This window comes from Nonomuraea spiralis (assembly GCF_014648435.1).
Lineage (GTDB): Bacteria > Actinomycetota > Actinomycetes > Streptosporangiales > Streptosporangiaceae > Nonomuraea > Nonomuraea spiralis.
Genome location: NZ_BMRC01000011.1, coordinates 106,676 through 123,065, shown reverse-complemented (window position 1 = coordinate 123,065; position 16,390 = coordinate 106,676). Strand labels below are relative to the sequence as shown.

Below are 16,390 nucleotides of genomic sequence, written 5' to 3'. Positions count from 1 at the left end.
CACAAAAAACGAAGGGCGGCCGGACCGGCGATGAAGCCGTCCGACCGCCCTTCGGCGATCCGTTCCGCAGGTCGAACACGGAACACACGTGGAGGTGGCGGGAATCGAACCCGCGTCCTTCAACCCCAAGTCAGGGCTTCTCCGGGCGCAGCCTGTTGTGCTTTTCTCAGCCCCGGCGATCACACAGGCGAGTCGCCGACGGGCTCAGCCACTGTTTGGTTTCCCGATCGCCCCCGTGGCCGGGTCGATCGGTTGAGCCTTCTAACGATGCCAGACACCGGGCCGAAGGCACTCCCGGGCTGACAGAGGTTTCGCTACTTAGGCAGCGAGGGCCAGGGAACCCTGGCCGACCTCAGTGCGCTTGGAATTGGCACTTATTGGTTTGCGGTCACAGGATTAACGAGGTTATGTCCGCAGTCCTCGGCCCGCTTCACCTGGCTTGCAAGATCGAAGTCGAAGCCAGTCACCCCCTGTGCAGTTGTCAACACGTCTCACGCGGAGACGAGCAACACTGAATGTACATGGGATAACGCCCCCAACGCCAACTTAATTCCAGCATGGCGAAACCCCCGGGAGCGTGGCACAGCAGCACGCGCTCCCGGGGGCCGACCGGCAGGGTCGAGCCGGTCCGGACGGCAGGACTTCCCCCGAGATGAAGTCCTGATCTCATCACGGCGACTGAGTCCGCAACCCCCCGAGCGGGCCCAGTCATTGAGTAAGACGCAACCGCCACCCGCGATGGTTGCTCACCGTCACAAGATTTTCACGATTGGTCACGAAGGCCCGAGAAGAAGCTCCCCGCGACGGCCGCGGCGTCGTAGTTCTTGGCCAGTACGGCGATCGCCACGTCCCCCTGCCAGCCGACGAACCAGGTCATGGGCTTGTCCTGGCTGCCCGCCGTGGCGCGTACGCCATAGACCCGGCCGCGGCCCGCCTGGGCGGGGCTGCCGGTCGCGCCGGCGCGCATCATCGCGGTCAGCGCGGTACGGACCTTGGGATCCATCGCGACGGGCGGGGGCTGGGGCGCCGGCGCGATTTCGGCGGCCGGATCGGGCGACTTGGGGTCGGTCACGAGCACCGGCGGACGCCAGGTGCCGGAGCCGACCGCGGCCGCGACCAGCGCCATCGACAGCGGGCTGACCTCGACGTTCTGGCCGGCGATGGCCCTGGCCTTGTCGGCGTCGCTGGACAACTCGGGCAGCCCGCCGCTGAACGACTTCAGCGGCAGCCGCCACGACTGGCCGATGCCGAACGACTTGGCGCTCGTGGCCAGGCTGCCGGCACTCACCCGGCGGGCCAGCGAGGCCAGCGCGGTCACGCAGCCCTTGGCGAAGTTCTCCTGGAACGTGGCCGAGGCCGCCGACCCGGCGGTCTGGCTGGTGTGCACGAACTTGGCGCCGCCCACCGTGCGCTCGGCCGGGCAGGCCAGCCGCTGCCGGGTGCTGACGCCGCTCTTGATCAGCGCGTCGGCCGCCACGATCGAGAACGCCGTGCCCGCCGGGAACCGGCCGGCCAGCGCGTCCTTCTCCTGGTTGAGCCCGCTGGTGCCGACGGCGAGGATCTCGCCGGTGTCGCGCTGCACGGCCACCAGGGCGCTGGTCTCCGTCTCGGCCACCGCCCGCTCGGCCGCCGCCTGGGTACGGCTGTCGATCGTGGTCTTGACCGAGACGTTCTGGCGGCCCGGCCACTCGCGCAGCTTGGCCACCTGCCGGCCGGTCTTGAGATCGAGGGTGATCACCTTGGTCTCGGTCGAACCGGTCAGATAGTCCTGGTACGCCTGCTGCAGGCCGCTCTGGCCGACCGAGTCACCGGCCCGCTGGGGGCCGCCGAGCTTCTGCTCGTCCTCGGGCGTGAGCGCGCTGACCTTGCCGACGATCTGCTTGGGGTCGGCGGGGTCGATGGGCTGCGGCTGCGGATCGGTCTGGATGCCGGAGATGCCGGCCAGCTTGGGCTTCATCGACAGGTAACGCGACCGCCCGAACGTGACCAGCGGCACGAACTTGTCGGGCGGCGAGGACCTGATCCGGCTCAGCAGCCGGTCCTTGGCGTAGCCGGTGATGAGCGACAACTTGGCCACGACGTCCTCGGCCCGGTCGCCGAGCTGGGAGGGCACCACGCCGACGACGTAGACGTAGAGCTCGTTCTGCAGCGCGTCGCCCGACCGGTCGACCACGGGCTGGCGCGGCTTGGGGTTGGTCTCGACCGCGAACCGCTGGCCCTCCTTGAGCTGCGGATGCAGCACCGACGGCGACCAGCGCACCTTCCACCTGCCGTCGACCAGGTGCAGCGGCAGCGAGCCGTCGTACTCCCAGAGGGGGGTGTTCTCTCCCAGGTCGACCTCGGCGCGGAAGTCGGCCTTGGACTCGTCGCCGTTCACGCTCACGCTCTTGATCCTGAAGCGGAACGAGGCCGCGTCGAGCTCAAGCTTGGCGTTGGCGAGGGCCTTGCCCACCGTGGCCGGATCGCCGTCGGTGCGGCCCGCGGCCAGGGCGTAGTCCTCAGACTGCCAGCCCACGAGGAAGTCGCGCACCGCGTCGTGCGGCGAGGACTCCTCGAAGCAGCCGGTCAGTGTCATGCTCGCGACCGCCAGGGTGACGGCCGCGGCAAGAGTGCGGCGCGCGCGTGTCATCGGTTAGAGTGCCGCCGCTCTCATCGGTTGCGGTGCCGCATGGCCCGCGCCATCTCCCGCTTGGCCTGCTGCTCGGCCAGCGACTGCCGCTTGTCCCAGTCCTTCTTGCCCCGGGCCACGGCGATCTCGACCTTGGCCCGGCCGTCCTGGAAGTACAGGACCGTGGGGACGATCGTGAGGCCGCCCTCCTTGGTCATGGCGGCGAGCTTGTCGATCTCCTTGCGGTGCAGCAGCAGCTTGCGCTTGCGGCGGGCGGCGTGGTTGGTCCACGTGCCCTGCATGTATTCGGGAATGTGCACGTTGAGCAGCCACGCTTCGCCGTCGTCGATGCTGGCGTAGCCGTCGACGAGCGAGGCGCGGCCCTCTCGGAGCGACTTCACCTCCGTGCCCTGGAGCACGAGCCCCGCCTCGAAGGTGTCCTCAAGGTGGTAGTCGTGCCGAGCACGCTTGTTCTGGGCGATGACCTTCCGCCCGGTCTCACGTGGCATGCTTCGACCTTACCGGCGATTCCTCACACCCTGAGGTATCGGCGAAGCGTCACGAACGAGGCCAGCACACAGATCACGACACCGATGGCCATGGTCAGCGTGATGGTCTGGGCGACAGTGTCCCAGCCGAGCTGGGCCGAGCCGAAGAAGCCCGCCACTTCCTCGAAGAGCATGACCTTGGTCACGATCAGGATGACGGCCGCGAAGACGCCGCCGATCAGGCCGGCGATCACGCCCTCCATCACGAACGGGAGCTGGATGTAGAGGTTGGAGGCGCCCACCAGGCGCATGATCCCGGTCTCCCGGCGCCGGTTGAACGCCGACAACCGGACCGTGTTCCCGATCAGCAGCGCCGCGGCCAGCACCAGGATGATGGCGACGGCCAGCGCGTAGAACGAGAGTTTGTCGAGCATGGCGAAGAACTTGCCGATGGTTTCCTTCTGGTCGATCACCTGGGACACACCGGGCTGGCCCTTGATGGCCTGGATCACCGGCTGGTAGTTCTCAGGGTCGACCACCTTCACCCGGAACGACTCGGGCATGTCCTCCGGCCTGGTGGCGTCGACGAGGGCCGAGTTGGCCTGGTAGGCCGTCTTGAAGTTCTCGTACGCCGTCGCCTGGTCCTCGTAGAAGACCTCCTTGACGCCCTGGGTGCCCTTGAGGTTGGCCTCCAGCGCCTTGCTCTGCGCCGGCGTGATGGCCTTGCCGTTGCAGGCGGGCATCGCGGTGTTCTTGGTGCACAGGAAGACCGAGATCTCGACCTTGTCGTACCAGTAGGTCTTCAGCATGGAGACCTGGGCGTTGATCATCAAGCCGACGCCGAGCATCGCCATGCCGACTGCCACGGTGATGACGACCGCGATCGTCATCGTCAGGTTGCGACGGAGGCCGATCCAGACCTCGGAGAAGATGAAGTTCGCCCGCATGTTCTGTCTGCCGCTCCCTGTCAGTACGCCTGGCCGTAAACGCCACGCGACTGGTCACGGACGATTTTCCCGTCCTCCAGCTCGACGACGCGTTTGCGCATGGAGTCCACGATGGCCGCGTCGTGCGTGGCCATGACGACCGTGGTGCCAGTCCGGTTGATGCGGTCGAGCACCTTCATGATGCCGATGCTCGTCGCGGGGTCGATGTTGCCCGTGGGCTCGTCGGCCAGCAGGATCATCGGCCGGTTGACGAACGCGCGGGCCATGGCGACTCGCTGCTGCTCGCCGCCGGACAGCTCGTCGGGCATGCGATGGGCCTTGCCTTCCAGGCCGACCAGCTCGATGACCTCGGGCACGACCTTGCGGATGAACCGCCTGGGCTTGCCGATGACCTCAAGGGCGAACGCCACGTTCTCGTAGACGTTCTTGTTCGGGAGCAACCTGAAGTCCTGGAACACGCAGCCGATACGGCGGCGCAGGTGAGGCACCTTGAAGTTGGAGAGGCGGGCCAGGTCCTTGCCGGCGACGTGGATCGCCCCGGAGTTGGGCCGCTCCTCCTTCAGGACCAGACGCAGGAATGTGGACTTGCCTGACCCCGAAGGGCCGACGAGGAACACGAACTCACCCTTGTCCACGTCGACGGAGACGTGGTCGAGAGCGGGCCGGTTCTGGTTCGCGTAGACCTTGGTGACATTATCGAAATGGATCACGAGAGCATCACGGCATGCCAGTCTAGGGGTCAGGACGGAAGCGAGGGTGGCACATGCCCATTTCCCGCCGCCGACCAATCGGGGGCGCCGTCTTTACTGATGATCGACGTTCCGATTGGCCAGACGACAGTCTAGGGGGAAGACTGGCATGGAACGTCCATAACGGAAACAAAACGATTGTGCGGCTAGACTGGGGCTGTCATGAGTTGCGAACACCTCGTATGCGCGCAGTGCGCCCACCCCGTGATCGAGGGCCGCTGCCCGCTCTGCCGAGCCAACAGAGAGCGGATGCACAACCACGGCTTCGCCGGATTGTCACCCGCCCTCGTCGCCGTCCTGCTTCTGGTCCTGCTCTTCGCGACGCTGGTGCTCAGGCACCTAGTCGGTGCCTGACTCCTGCCGTCGCATCCAGCGGATCTCCGACTCGATGAACCCGTCGAGGTCGCCGTCGAGCACCGCCGACGGGTTGCCCGCCTCTGTGCCCGTGCGCAGGTCCTTCACGATCTGGTACGGGTGCAGCACGTAGTTGCGGATCTGCGTGCCCCATGACGTGGTGGTCGCACCACGCAGCTCAGACATCTTCTCCGCCTCCTCCTGCCGCTTGCGCTCCAGCAGCTTGGCCTGGAGCACGTTCATCGCCGAGGCGCGGTTCTGGAGCTGGGAACGCTCGTTCTGGCAGGAGACCACGATGCCGGTCGGGAGGTGCGTGATGCGCACCGCCGAGTCGGTGGTGTTGACGCCCTGGCCGCCGGGACCCGACGAACGGTAGACGTCGATGCGCAGGTCGTCCTCGTTGATGTCGATGTGGTCGGTCTGCTCGACGACCGGCACGATGTCGACACCCGCGAACGACGTCTGGCGGCGGCCCTGGTTGTCGAACGGGCTGATGCGGACCAGCCGGTGGGTGCCGTGCTCGCCGCGCAGCGTGCCGTAGGCGTAGGGGGACTTGATGGTGAACGTGGCCGACTTGATGCCGGCCTCCTCCGCGTAGGAGGTGTCGTAGACCTCGGTGGAGTAGCCCTTGCGCTCGGCCCACCGCAGGTACATGCGCAGCAGCATCTCGGCCCAGTCGGCGGCGTCGACGCCACCGGCCTGGGAGTTGATGGTGACGAGCGCCTCGCGGGCGTCGTACTCGCCCGACAGGAGGGTGCGCACCTCAAGAGCCCCGATGTCGGACTTGAGGGACTCCAGCTCCTTGTCGGCCTCGACGCGCGTGTCCTCGTCGCCTTCCTCCGCCGCCAGCTCGTAGAGCACCTTCAGGTCGTCGAGACGGCGCGCCACGCCCTCGACCCGGTTGAGCTCGCCCTGAAGGTGGGAGAGCTTGCTGGTGACCTTCTGCGCCTGCTCGGGGTCGTCCCACAGGTCTGGGGCGGCAACCTGCTGCTCCAGCTCCTCGATATGCTTGCGCATCGCGTCGAGGTCGAGCACGTCCTGGATGCTGCGGAGCGTGTTCGCGAGCTCGTTGATCTCTTCTGCTGGATCGATGCCTGCCACGTCTCCCTAGGGTACGCGACCCTCGCGTGCACGAATAACATGGCGAGGTGCGTGCATACGGTCGGGGGAAGGTGCTGGCGCTCGCCGTCGGCGTGCTGGCCGCGGCAGCCGCGTGCACAGGCCCTGCTCAGAAGTCCCCTGCGCCGCCCACGGGGAAGGCGGCCGTCACGGGTTCCGCGACCCCCTCGCCCACGGGCCCGGCGCCCGTCGTCACGCGCGAGGAGGCCGCCGAGGCGTTCAGTTCGATCCTGGCCACCGACGACGTGCTGCGCGTGCAGAGCGACGTGCCGGGGCGGCTCGGGCTGGCCGTCGAGCTGACCCGCGACGGGCAGTTCCCGCTGACGCAGGCGGCCTACCAGTCCACCGACAACCGCCCGCCGCGCTACACGTGGGGCTCGCCGACCTTCTACGTGCCGAGGGCCCCCCAGCAGGGGCAGCCGCCCTGGTTCACGGCCCTGGTGACGCGCAACGGGCAGCCGACGCTGCTGACGTTCGCCAAGGTCGAGGACTGGCAGCTCAGCTCGGCGGCGCAGCTCCTGCCGGGGCAGAAGGCGCCGCAGGTGCGCCTCGACGCCGACGGCTATGCCAGCGCGGTGGCGCCCGACGACAAGAGCGTCACGATCAGCCCCCAGTACATGGGCCCGGTGCACGCGAGCGTGGCCGAGACCGGGGCGGCCGGGGTGACGGCCGGGCTGCTCGCCGACGGGCCGTACACGACGGACGTGGCCGAGCAGATCGCCACCGACCGGGAGAAGGCCAAGAAGGACGGGTTCAGCTACGACTCGATCTTCAGCGCCGACAACTGGCCGGTCTACGCGCTGCGCACGGACGACGGCGGCGCGCTGATCCAATACTCGCTGTCCCGCAACACCTCGACCCGCACCGTCGCCAACAACACCTACATCATCCCGGTGCCGCCGGAGGCGGGCTGGGCCATCTCGGGCTCGTCCGTGCGCCGCAGCCTCAAGCTCACCGAGATCCACCAGTACGCCTCGGCGGTGCCCCCGCTGACGGCCCCGGCCGCCGCCCGCGTCATCGCCCACGACGGAGCCCTGACCCGCGCCATCGGCGAGTGAGGGCCCCGTCGGGCGTGTCCTACGCCTCCGTGTGAGGCAGGTTGCTCGCGGCCACCAGCGTACGGATCGCGCGCAGGGCCACCGACAACGTCGCCAGGTCGAAGTTGTCGCTCTCCCAGATCTCCGCCAGCGTGTGCCGGGCGCGTCCCACGGCGGCCGAGTTGGCCTCGGACCACCCGGCGAGCCGCTCCTCGGGCGGCAGGCCGGGCGTGCTGTGGGCCAGCACGTCACGGGTCAGCGACGCGTGCGCGGCGTACAGGTCGTCGCGCAGGGCCGAGCGGGCGATCGAGTTCCAGCGGTTGTCCCTGGGCAGGGCGATGACACGTTCGCGCAGGCGGGCGAGCTGCAGGCGGTCGGCCAGGTCGAAGTAGACCTCCGCCACCTCGTTCACCGGACGGCCGGTCACAGAGGCCACCTCGACCAGGTCCAGCGTCGAGTACGCGGGCACCATCGCGGCCACCCGCTCGGCCAGCTCCTGCGGCACCCCGCGGGCCACGAAGGAGTCGCGGCGCTCCTCGTACGCGGCCAGGTCGGGCCCCGTGAGCAGCTTGGGGATGTACGCCGCCAGCCCGTTGACGCCCTTGAGGAAGAAGCCGACCGCCCCGGCCAGGTCGATCGGCGGACGCCGGTTGACCAGCAGCCATCGGGTGCCGCGCTCGACCAGCTTGCGGCCCTCCAGCAGCATGGCGATCTGGGTGGCGGTGTCGACCTTGTTGTCCAGCTCCTCCACGGCCCGGTAGAAGCTCGGCAGGTCGAAGACCTCGCGCGCCACCAGGTACGCCCGCACGATGTCGGGCGTGGAGGCCCCGGTCTCCTCCCCGAAGCGGAACATGAACGTCGTGCCCATGGCGTTGACCAGCTCGTTCACCACGCAGGTCGTGATGATCTCGCGCCGCAGCGGATGGGCGTCCATGTACGTGCGGAACCGCTCGCGCAGGTCCGACGGGAAATACGACACCAGCAACGAGGCCAGGTACGGGTCGTCGGGCAACTCGGACCCGAGCAGCTCGGCGTCGGCCACCAGCTTGGTGTAGGCCAGCAGGACCGAGAACTCCGGCGCGGTCAGCCCGAGCCTGGCCTGCCGCCGTTCGGCCAGCGTCTTGTCCGAGGGCAGGAACTCCAGCTCCCGGTTGACCAGCCCGTCCCGTTCGAGCTTGCGCAGGTAGCGGGCGTGGATGTGGAGCATCTCGACGGACTGGGCGCGGGTCGCGTCGAGCACCACGTTCTGGGCGTGGTTGTCGCGCAGCACCAGGTCGGCGACCTCGTCGGTCATCGACGTGAAGACCTGGTTGCGCTGCTTGTCGGTCAGCTCGCCGTCGCGGACGACCTGGTCGAGCAGGATCTTGATGTTCACCTCGTGGTCGGAGGTGTCGACCCCGGCCGAGTTGTCGATGAAGTCGGTGTTGACCAGGCCGCCGTTCAGCGCGAACTCGATGCGGCCGAGCTGGGTGAAGCCCAGGTTGCCGCCCTCGCCGATGACCTTGCACCGCAGGTCGCCGGCGTTCACGCGGAGCCCGTCGTTGGCCTTGTCGCCGACGTCGGCGTGGGTCTCCGAGCCCGCCTTGACGTAGGTGCCGATGCCGCCGTTCCAGAGCAGGTCGACGGGGGCCCGCAGGATGGCGCTGATCAGGTCGTTGGGGGCCAATGAGTTGACGCCCGCCTCGATGCCCAGCGCCTCGCGCATCTGCGAGGTGATCTGGATGGACTTGGCCGTACGCGGGAACACGCCGCCGCCGGCGGAGATCAGCGAGGCGTCGTAGTCGGCCCACGAGCTGCGCGGCAGGTCGAACAGGCGCTGCCGCTCGGCGAACGAGCGGGCCGCGTCGGGTTCCGGGTCGATGAAGACGTGCCGGTGGTCGAAGGCGGCCACCAGCCGGATGTGCTGGGAGAGCAGCATGCCGTTGCCGAACACGTCGCCGGACATGTCGCCGACGCCGGCCACCGTGAAGTCGGTGTTCTGCACGTCGACGCCCATGGTGCGGAAGTGGTACTTGACCGACTCCCAGGCGCCGCGGGCGGTGATGCCCATGGCCTTGTGGTCGTAGCCGACCGAGCCGCCGGAGGCGAAGGCGTCGCCGAGCCAGAAGCCGTACTCCTTGGCCACGCTGTTGGCGATGTCGGAGAAGCTGGCGGTGCCCTTGTCGGCGGCGACGACGAGGTAGGTGTCGTCGCCGTCGTGCCTGACGACGTCGTCCGGCGGCACGACCTTGCCGTCCACCAGGTTGTCGGTGATGTCGAGCAGGCCGGAGATGAACATCCGGTAGCAGGCCACGCCCTCGGCCAGCAGGTCCTCGCGGTTGCCGGACACGGGCGGCTGCTTCACCACGAACCCGCCCTTGGACCCGGTGGGCACGATGACGGTGTTCTTCACCATCTGCGCCTTGACCAGGCCGAGGATCTCGGTCCTGAAGTCCTCCATGCGGTCGGACCAGCGCAGGCCGCCGCGGGCGACCTTGCCGAACCGCAGGTGCACGCCCTCGACGCGGGGCGAGTACACGAAGATCTCGTACTTCGGCCGCGGCAGCGGCAGCACGCTGATCGCCTGCGGGTCGACCTTCAGCGAGATGTACGGCTTGCGCTGCCCGTCGACCGTCTGGAAGTAGTTGGTGCGCAGCGTCGCCTGGATCATCTCCAGGTACGCCCGCAGGATGCGGTCCTCGTCCAGCGAGGCCACCTCGTCGAGGGCGCCCAGGATCTCCTCGTTGAGCGCCTCCACGAGGTCGAGCCGGACTTCGTCGCCGCGCTTCGGGTCGAGCTTGGCCTCGAACAGGCGGACCAGCAGCCGGGCCAGCCGCACGTTGCCCAGCAGCACGCGTTCCATGTAGAGCTGCGAGAACGTGCTGCCGGCCTGCCGCAGGTACTTGGCGTAGACCCGCAGGATCTCGACCTGCTCCCAGGTCAGGCCCGCGCGCAGGATGAGGGCGTTGAAGTTGTCGGCCTGGACGCGCCCCTGCCACAGGGCGCCGAGGCCGTCCTGGAAGAGCCGCTTGAAGTCGTTCCTGTCCACCTCTTCCGAGGGGGTGTAGCGCAGGCCGAAGTCGTAGATCCAGGCGTTCTTGGTGCTGGCGTCGCCGTCCCTGTCGATCTCGTACGGCCGCTCGTCCACGACCTCGACGCCGAGCCGCTGGATCAGGGGCAGCGCCTCCGACAGGGAGATCGGCGACCCGACCTTGTAGATCTTCAGCCGCCGCTCGCCCTCGGAGGCGTCGTACGGCTCGTAGAGGTTGATCGCCACCTCCTCGCCCTCGGCGAGGAGCTGCTCCAGGCGGCGCAGGTCGACCACGGCGACCTTGGGCGGGAAGTCGGCCTTGTAGCCCTCGGGGAAGGCGGGGACGTACCGTCTGGCCAGCGCGGGGGCCTCCTCCTCGGAGGTCATCTCGTCCAGCGCGGTCGCCAGGTCGTCCTCCCAGGAGCGGGTCAGCGCCGCGAGGCGCGACTCCAGCTCCTCCACGTCCACGCCGGGCGCCGGAAGCTGCTTGCCGCGCACGCCGCGCACCACGACGTGCAGCCGGGCCAGCACGGACTCGCCGATCATCGCGCTGTAGTCGAGCGACCTGCCGCCGAGCGCCTTGAGCAGCAGCTCCTGCATCTTCAGCCGCACCTTGGTGGTGTAGCGGTCGCGGGGCAGGTAGATCAGGCAGGAGATGTAGCGGCCGTAGTCGTCGCGCCGCAGGAACAGCTTGACCTGCTTGCGCTCACGCAGCCGCAGCACGCCGAGCGCGATCGGCAGGAGTTGCTCGACCGAGGTCTGGAACAGCTCGTCGCGCGGGAACGTCTCCAGGATCTCGATCAGGTCCTTGCCGTCGTGGCTGTCGGGCGCGTGGCCGGCGGCGTTGAGCACCTCGGCCAGCTTGCGCCGCAGCACCGGGATCCTGGAGATCGACTCGTTGTAGGCGACGTGCGTGAACAGGCCGAGGAAGCGCCGCTCCCCGATCACCTCGCCCTCGGGCGAGAACAGCTTGACCCCGATGTAGTCGAGGTAGGTCGCCCGGTGGACGGTGGCCCGGCTGTTGGCCTTGGTGATGATCAGGAGCTGCTTCTCGCGGGCCTTGGCCCGCACCTCGGCGGGTAGTGCGGAGAAGCTGTCGGAGCCGACCTTGTCGTCGCGCAGGATGCCGAGCGCGGCGCCGGGCAGGGCCTTCAGCGTCTCGCCCTCGTCGGTGTGCTCCAGCCGGTACTCGCGGTAGCCCAGGAAGGTGAAGTGCCCGTCGGCGAGCCAGCGCAGCAGGTCGAGGCTGTCCTCGACCTCGGCGGGCTCCAGCGGCGGCGGGTTCATGCTGAGGTCCTCGGCCGTCTGTACGGCCAGCGCCCGCATCTTCCTGAAGTCCTCGACCGTGTACCGCACGTCGGCGAGCACCCGCTGCAGGTCGGCCTCGATGCGCTTGAGCACCGCGGGGTCGGCCTGCCGGTCGATCTCGATGTGGATCCACGACTCGACCAGCACCTGGCCGGTGACGTCCTCCTGACCGCGGCCGAGCATCCGGCCGGTCATGTCGCGGCGGACCCGCATCTGGGGGTGTACGACGAGATGCGTGCCGATGTCGTGCCGGTCGAGCTCCATGGTGACCGAGTCGACGAGGAACGACATGTCGTCGGTGACCACCTCGACGACCGAGTGGCCCGGGTCCCAGCCGTTCTCCTCCAGCGTGGGGGTGTAGGCGCGGACCACGGCCCGGCCCTGGGGGCGTACCTCGGCGAGCCGTCGCTGGGACATCGCGGGGCCGTACACGTCCACGGGGTTGCGGTCGAGCAGGTCCTCCGGCGCGACGTGGCGGTAGTAGAACCGCAGGAAGGACAGGGCCTCCTCGGCGCTCACGTGCTCGCTGCCGACCGCGCAACTCTCCGCGGCTCTCTGCAGCAGCTCATCCTTGGCCTCGTCGAGCGGCATTTCGCTCTCACTCCTTTGTGAGGGTTTGCCATAGCTGTTCATAGCCAGGCCCTTAGTTCCCATAGCAGGGGGAAATAGTGCAGTTGGGTACGTCCGCGGAGATAAGGGGCGCCGGTCGAGCCGCCTGTGCCCGACTTGGTGCCGATCTGGCGTTCGACCATCTGCACGTGGCGCATCCGCCACAACGCGGCTGTCTCGTCGTGCGTCAGCAGGTCTTCGGCCAGTTGCCACAGATCGTCGTAGGACCTGCGGTCTCTCGCCACGGCCAGCAGCGAGGCCATGATCTCCGCGTCGGAGACCGGCAGGCCACGCCGGGAGAGGGCTGTCAGATAAGCATCCCATAGCGTGGGCTCCGCCAGCCGGCGCCCGAGCCTCGTCAGCTCGGCGTCACTGGCGTTCCTGAAGCTGGACAGGTAACGCTCGTCCTTCAGCCCGGACAGGAACTCCAGCTCGCGGAACTGCACGGACTGGAACCCGCTGGCCGGGGCCAGATCGGCCCGGAAGGCCAGGAAGTCCTGGGGGGTCATCGTCTCCAGGACCTCGACCTGCTCGACCATCACCCGTTCGACCGCGTGCACCCGTTTGAACAGGTGCCTGGCCTGCCACAGCTCGCCGTCGAACATGGCCTGCCTGGCCGACTCCAGCTCGTGGAGCAGCAGTTTGAACCACAGCTCGTAGACCTGGTGGATGGTGATGAAGAGCAGCTCGTCCGGGGCCTGCGACTCCGGCCGCTGCTGCGCGAGCAGCTCGGGCAGACGGAGATAGCCGCCGTACGACAGCCGTCCGCCTTCCTCGCCGAACCGCCGATGCGGGGGAACGGGCGCATCACCGTCGATGCCCACCGCACACCTCCCCCTGAACGCCCGGCGCTGGTTCACCGGGCGCATGCCTCGCCGTACCGATATCACCCGAAAAGGGCACAGACGTCAACGTGACATCGACATGGGGGGATCATCGCCGGAGGCCGAGGGGGCGTGCTTGAGGTCGTCGAGCTGGTCGGGAAGCTCGGCCAGGTCGAGAAGCTCGGCCTGGCAGTGCTCGCACGTGTCGAGGTGGCGTTCGAACGCCTCGTGCTCCTCTTCGTCGAGGACACCGAGGACGAAGGCGGCCACCCCGTCGTGCATCAGCCGGCTACCCCCTTGTCCCGCAGCTGTTCGCGGAGAGCCCGGATTCCGTAGTAGAGCCGGGACTTCACCGTGCCCGGCGGAATCCCCAGAATCTCCGCCGCTTCACTTATCGTACGGTCTCGGAGATAGGTCTGCTCAATGACTTCGCGGTGTTCCTCGGACAGGCTGCGCAGCGCGTCGGCGACCACGATCGCCGAAAGAGCCCGCTCGGAGCCGTCCGGCACCGACATCTGGTCGACTTCGGGTGGCTCGACCTCATGAGGCCGGGCGCTCTTCCGTCGACGTCCGTCAATCACGATCCGGCGGGCCACTGTCAGCAGCCACGCCCATAAAAGGCTCGGTTCCCATTGCAGTCTTGCCGAGTTTCGCCAGGCCCTGACCAGTGTCTCCTGTACGACGTCCTCGGCCCATTGCAGATCGTTACCAGTCGATTTGCGTACGTGGCGCAGCAGAGGGCCGCCGAACTCCTGGTAGAGCACCGCGATGCGATGTTCCGCCTCGGCATCCGCACTCTCGAACCTGCCGTCGAGGTGACCTAGCACGGGGCACATCTTTACACCTTCGTTATCAGTCCGGCAGCCACTCCGATAACTCCAGTCATTTCTAACTATCTCCGGTCATAGGTGAACCTGATGGTGTAAGCCCGCGTACCTCCGACCATGCAACGGCCTTCGTGCGGCGAGACCCCATGCTCGGCGCCGCCGAGGCGGTCGATACGAGGAGACAACCATGAGGAGAACTGGGCGCATGGCCGCGGCCGTGTCCGCTCTTGCCGTGGCGGCGGGTGGCCTGGTGTCCGCCGCCGTCATCGGCGCGGGCCCGGTACGGGCCGACAACTGCGATCCGGCGCAGGCGAGCCAGGAGAACGCCCAGCGACAGGGCGACCGCGCCGCCGACCGACAGGCCCCGGACCAGCAAGCCCCCGATCAGCAAGCCCCTGACCAGCAGGCGCCGGACCAGCAGGCCCCCGACCAACAAGTGCCCGACCAGCAGGCCCCCGAGCAGCAGCGGAACGGTGATCAGCAGGTGCAGGGCGGCGGGATCACCCTGCGCGACCCGGCACAGCCGCCGGACCCGGACGACCAGGCCGGCACCGGATTCGGGCGCAACCGCCCGGCCCGGACCCTCACCCCCACCCGGAACGCCCCCCAGAACCCGGACCAGAACCCGGACCAGAACCCCACGGACCAGCCCACGGACCAGCAGCCGACCGACCAGCCCACCGACGAGCAGCCGAGCGACCAGTTCCGCGACCGGTCCAGGCCCACCCGGTCGCCCTCGCCGTCCCCCACAGCGTCCCAGGGCGACGAATGCCTCAACCTGGGCCCGTTCGTCACGGACTTCGTGGACATCCGCCAGGTCCAGCTTCTCAGGCTCGACGCCGGCATCGGCCGGAACGGCTCACGCGGCACATTCGTCGCAGAATGCGGCACCAATCGCAATGGTCACAACAATCCCGACAATTTCATCGTGGCCCCCGGCGTGAGCAACGGCGCCCATCATCTCCACGACTACGTGGGCAACCTTTCGACCGACGGCTTCTCCACCGACGAGAGCCTGGCCGCCGCCGAAACCACCTGCCGCCAAGGGGATAAATCCACCTACTTCTGGCCGGTTCTGCGCAACCGCAAAGGCGACGTGGACGCCCAGGACCCGGACGGCAACGTCGGCCAGGTGATCCGCGCCCGCGCCGTCAGCCTGCAGTTCCGCGGCAACGCGACCTCCAGGGTCGTCGCGATGCCGAGGTTCCTGCGGCTGATCACCGGCGACGCCAAGGCCGGGACGAACGGCGGAGGCAACGCCCGCGCCCGCTGGACCTGCACAGGATTCACAAATCGCATAAGTCCCGATAAATATCCGCTTTGCCCGCGCGGAAGTCAGGTTCTTCGTATTCTGGATTTCCCCAGCTGCTGGGACGGTCAGAACACCGACAGCGCCAATCACCGCACGCACGTGGGCTTCCCCGGGCAGAACGGCGCCTGTCCGCAAGGCACCAAGGCGATTCCGCAACTGCGCATGATCCTCGCCTACACGGTTCCACAGGGTCCGTCGTTCGCCGTGGACGCGTTCCCTGAACAGAAGCACAACCCCGTCACCGACCACGCGGACTTCGCCAACGTCATGCCCGACCGGCTGATGCAATTCGTCGTCTCGTGCATCAACCGGGGTCGCCGCTGCTGACACGTCCCCATCAGCCTTCCGAGTCGTACCCTCACCCGACCTTGGAGGGAAATACATGCTCCACAGACGACAGCCCCGGCACGCCCCCACCAAGCTGGACACCAGGAACGTCCGGCTGGGGGCGAGCGCCACGTTGACGGCCATCGTGTTGTCGGTGGTCGCGCTGGCCGGGACCGACCGCGGCATCGCGCTGCTCGGCCGAGGGGTGAGCTTCCTCGAGTTCTACGCGGGCGTGTTCTCCCTGGTCCTGCTGACCGCGACGGTCGCGCTCGGCCTGGTCACCACAGAACGGGTCTTCCTGTCCCCGGCCAACCGGGTCAGGGCCCAGCTCGCGCACCGGGCCACCGCGCTCATCGGGCTCGGCTACCTGGTCACGCACATCGCCCTCATGATCAGCCTGGGTCACGCGCCACCGGGGGCCGCTGTCGTCCCGGTGGCCGGGCTCTATGTGGGGTTCGGCGCGCTCGCCTTCGACCTGATGGTCGTGGCGGTGGCCACGGGGATGCTCAGGGGTCGCTTCGCGGTACGCGGCACGCCCTGGCTGTGGCGGCTGCTGCACTCGGCCGCCTACCTGGCCTGGCCCATCGCGATCATGCACGGCCTGACGGCGGGCCGCTCCCCGGCCGGCTGGGTGGCCTGGTCGTACGTGGCCTGCCTGGCCGCGGTCGGCTCGGCGCTCGTCGTACGTGTGCTGGCCACGCTGCGCAGGCCGGACGTCGTACCGGAGAGGGTCGAGGCGCCCGCCGTGACGGCCGGTCGGGCGGCGGACGTGCCCGTCGAGCGGCCGCGGGCCGCGGCGACCGCCGCGGCGCCGGCCGACGCGCCGGTGAGCCTGGCCGACGCCCGGCGCAGGTACCGGGAGGCCGGATGA

12 protein-coding genes and 1 other RNA gene are annotated in these 16,390 nt (G+C 68.4%); 3 read left to right on the top strand and 10 right to left on the bottom strand.

Going from position 1 to position 16,390, the window contains the following annotated elements:
• Positions 1–86 precede the first annotated feature (86 nt).
• From ssrA to prfB, 6 genes are all read right to left on the bottom strand, one after another.
• Positions 87–471: a transfer-messenger RNA gene (gene ssrA / locus IEZ27_RS27015) on the bottom strand.
• A 292-nt stretch (positions 472–763) separates the two neighbouring features.
• Positions 764–2,629, bottom strand: coding sequence for a penicillin-binding transpeptidase domain-containing protein (locus IEZ27_RS27010; protein WP_189649805.1), 1,866 nt, complete (start codon positions 2,627–2,629; stop codon positions 764–766).
• Between the two features lie 20 nt (positions 2,630–2,649).
• Positions 2,650–3,117: an SsrA-binding protein SmpB gene (gene smpB, locus IEZ27_RS27005; protein ID WP_125632292.1), complete on the bottom strand. Its 468-nt coding sequence runs from the start codon at positions 3,115–3,117 to the stop codon at positions 2,650–2,652.
• A gap of 23 nt (positions 3,118–3,140) precedes the next feature.
• Positions 3,141–4,043: a permease-like cell division protein FtsX gene (ftsX, locus tag IEZ27_RS27000; protein ID WP_189649804.1), complete on the bottom strand. Its 903-nt coding sequence runs from the start codon at positions 4,041–4,043 to the stop codon at positions 3,141–3,143.
• A gap of 20 nt (positions 4,044–4,063) precedes the next feature.
• Positions 4,064–4,753 carry a cell division ATP-binding protein FtsE gene (ftsE, locus tag IEZ27_RS26995; RefSeq protein ID WP_020541427.1) on the bottom strand — a complete coding sequence of 230 codons (690 nt, stop codon included), beginning with the start codon at positions 4,751–4,753 and terminating at the stop codon, positions 4,064–4,066.
• 378 nt (positions 4,754–5,131) lie between these two features.
• Entirely contained in the window at positions 5,132–6,247 is a 1,116-nt protein-coding gene (prfB, locus tag IEZ27_RS26990) for a peptide chain release factor 2 (protein WP_189649803.1), read from the bottom strand.
• Positions 6,248–6,294: 47 nt separating this feature from the next.
• Between prfB and IEZ27_RS26985 the strand changes: the two genes are divergently transcribed.
• Positions 6,295–7,323, top strand: coding sequence for a hypothetical protein (locus IEZ27_RS26985; protein ID WP_189649802.1), 1,029 nt, complete (start codon positions 6,295–6,297; stop codon positions 7,321–7,323).
• A gap of 19 nt (positions 7,324–7,342) precedes the next feature.
• Here IEZ27_RS26985 and IEZ27_RS26980 read toward each other — a convergent pair whose 3' ends face one another.
• The 4 genes from IEZ27_RS26980 to IEZ27_RS26965 form a co-directional block, all read right to left on the bottom strand.
• Positions 7,343–12,211 carry an NAD-glutamate dehydrogenase gene (locus IEZ27_RS26980; protein WP_189649801.1) on the bottom strand — a complete coding sequence of 1,623 codons (4,869 nt, stop codon included), beginning with the start codon at positions 12,209–12,211 and terminating at the stop codon, positions 7,343–7,345.
• A 38-nt stretch (positions 12,212–12,249) separates the two neighbouring features.
• Positions 12,250–13,053, bottom strand: a complete 804-nt coding sequence (locus IEZ27_RS26975; RefSeq protein WP_229824373.1) for a tryptophan 2,3-dioxygenase — start codon at positions 13,051–13,053, stop codon at positions 12,250–12,252.
• Between the two features lie 84 nt (positions 13,054–13,137).
• On the bottom strand, positions 13,138–13,335 hold the full coding sequence (locus IEZ27_RS26970; protein WP_189649799.1) for a zf-HC2 domain-containing protein: 198 nt from the start codon (positions 13,333–13,335) through the stop codon (positions 13,138–13,140).
• Positions 13,335–13,889: a sigma-70 family RNA polymerase sigma factor gene (locus IEZ27_RS26965; protein ID WP_229824372.1), complete on the bottom strand. Its 555-nt coding sequence runs from the start codon at positions 13,887–13,889 to the stop codon at positions 13,335–13,337. The genes IEZ27_RS26970 and IEZ27_RS26965 overlap by 1 nt, the downstream gene beginning before the upstream one ends.
• A 196-nt stretch (positions 13,890–14,085) precedes the next feature.
• Between IEZ27_RS26965 and IEZ27_RS54150 the strand changes: the two genes are divergently transcribed.
• Positions 14,086–15,519, top strand: coding sequence for a DUF1996 domain-containing protein (locus IEZ27_RS54150; protein WP_229824371.1), 1,434 nt, complete (start codon positions 14,086–14,088; stop codon positions 15,517–15,519).
• Positions 15,520–15,574: 55 nt separating this feature from the next.
• Positions 15,575–16,390, top strand: a complete 816-nt coding sequence (locus tag IEZ27_RS26955) for a hypothetical protein (protein ID WP_189649797.1) — start codon at positions 15,575–15,577, stop codon at positions 16,388–16,390.

Excerpts from the sequence above, each read along its gene's own strand:
- IEZ27_RS27010 (WP_189649805.1), bottom strand. The coding sequence starts at position 2,629 with ATGACACGCGCGCGCCGCACTCTTGCCGCGGCCGTCACCCTGGCGGTC.
- IEZ27_RS54150 (WP_229824371.1), top strand. The coding sequence starts at position 14,086 with ATGGCCGCGGCCGTGTCCGCTCTTGCCGTGGCGGCGGGTGGCCTGGTG.
- smpB (WP_125632292.1), bottom strand. The coding sequence starts at position 3,117 with ATGCCACGTGAGACCGGGCGGAAGGTCATCGCCCAGAACAAGCGTGCT.
- IEZ27_RS26965 (WP_229824372.1), bottom strand. The coding sequence starts at position 13,889 with ATGTGCCCCGTGCTAGGTCACCTCGACGGCAGGTTCGAGAGTGCGGAT.
- IEZ27_RS26970 (WP_189649799.1), bottom strand. The coding sequence starts at position 13,335 with ATGCACGACGGGGTGGCCGCCTTCGTCCTCGGTGTCCTCGACGAAGAG.
- IEZ27_RS26980 (WP_189649801.1), bottom strand. The coding sequence starts at position 12,211 with ATGCCGCTCGACGAGGCCAAGGATGAGCTGCTGCAGAGAGCCGCGGAG.
- IEZ27_RS26955 (WP_189649797.1), top strand. The coding sequence starts at position 15,575 with ATGCTCCACAGACGACAGCCCCGGCACGCCCCCACCAAGCTGGACACC.
- ftsX (WP_189649804.1), bottom strand. The coding sequence starts at position 4,043 with ATGCGGGCGAACTTCATCTTCTCCGAGGTCTGGATCGGCCTCCGTCGC.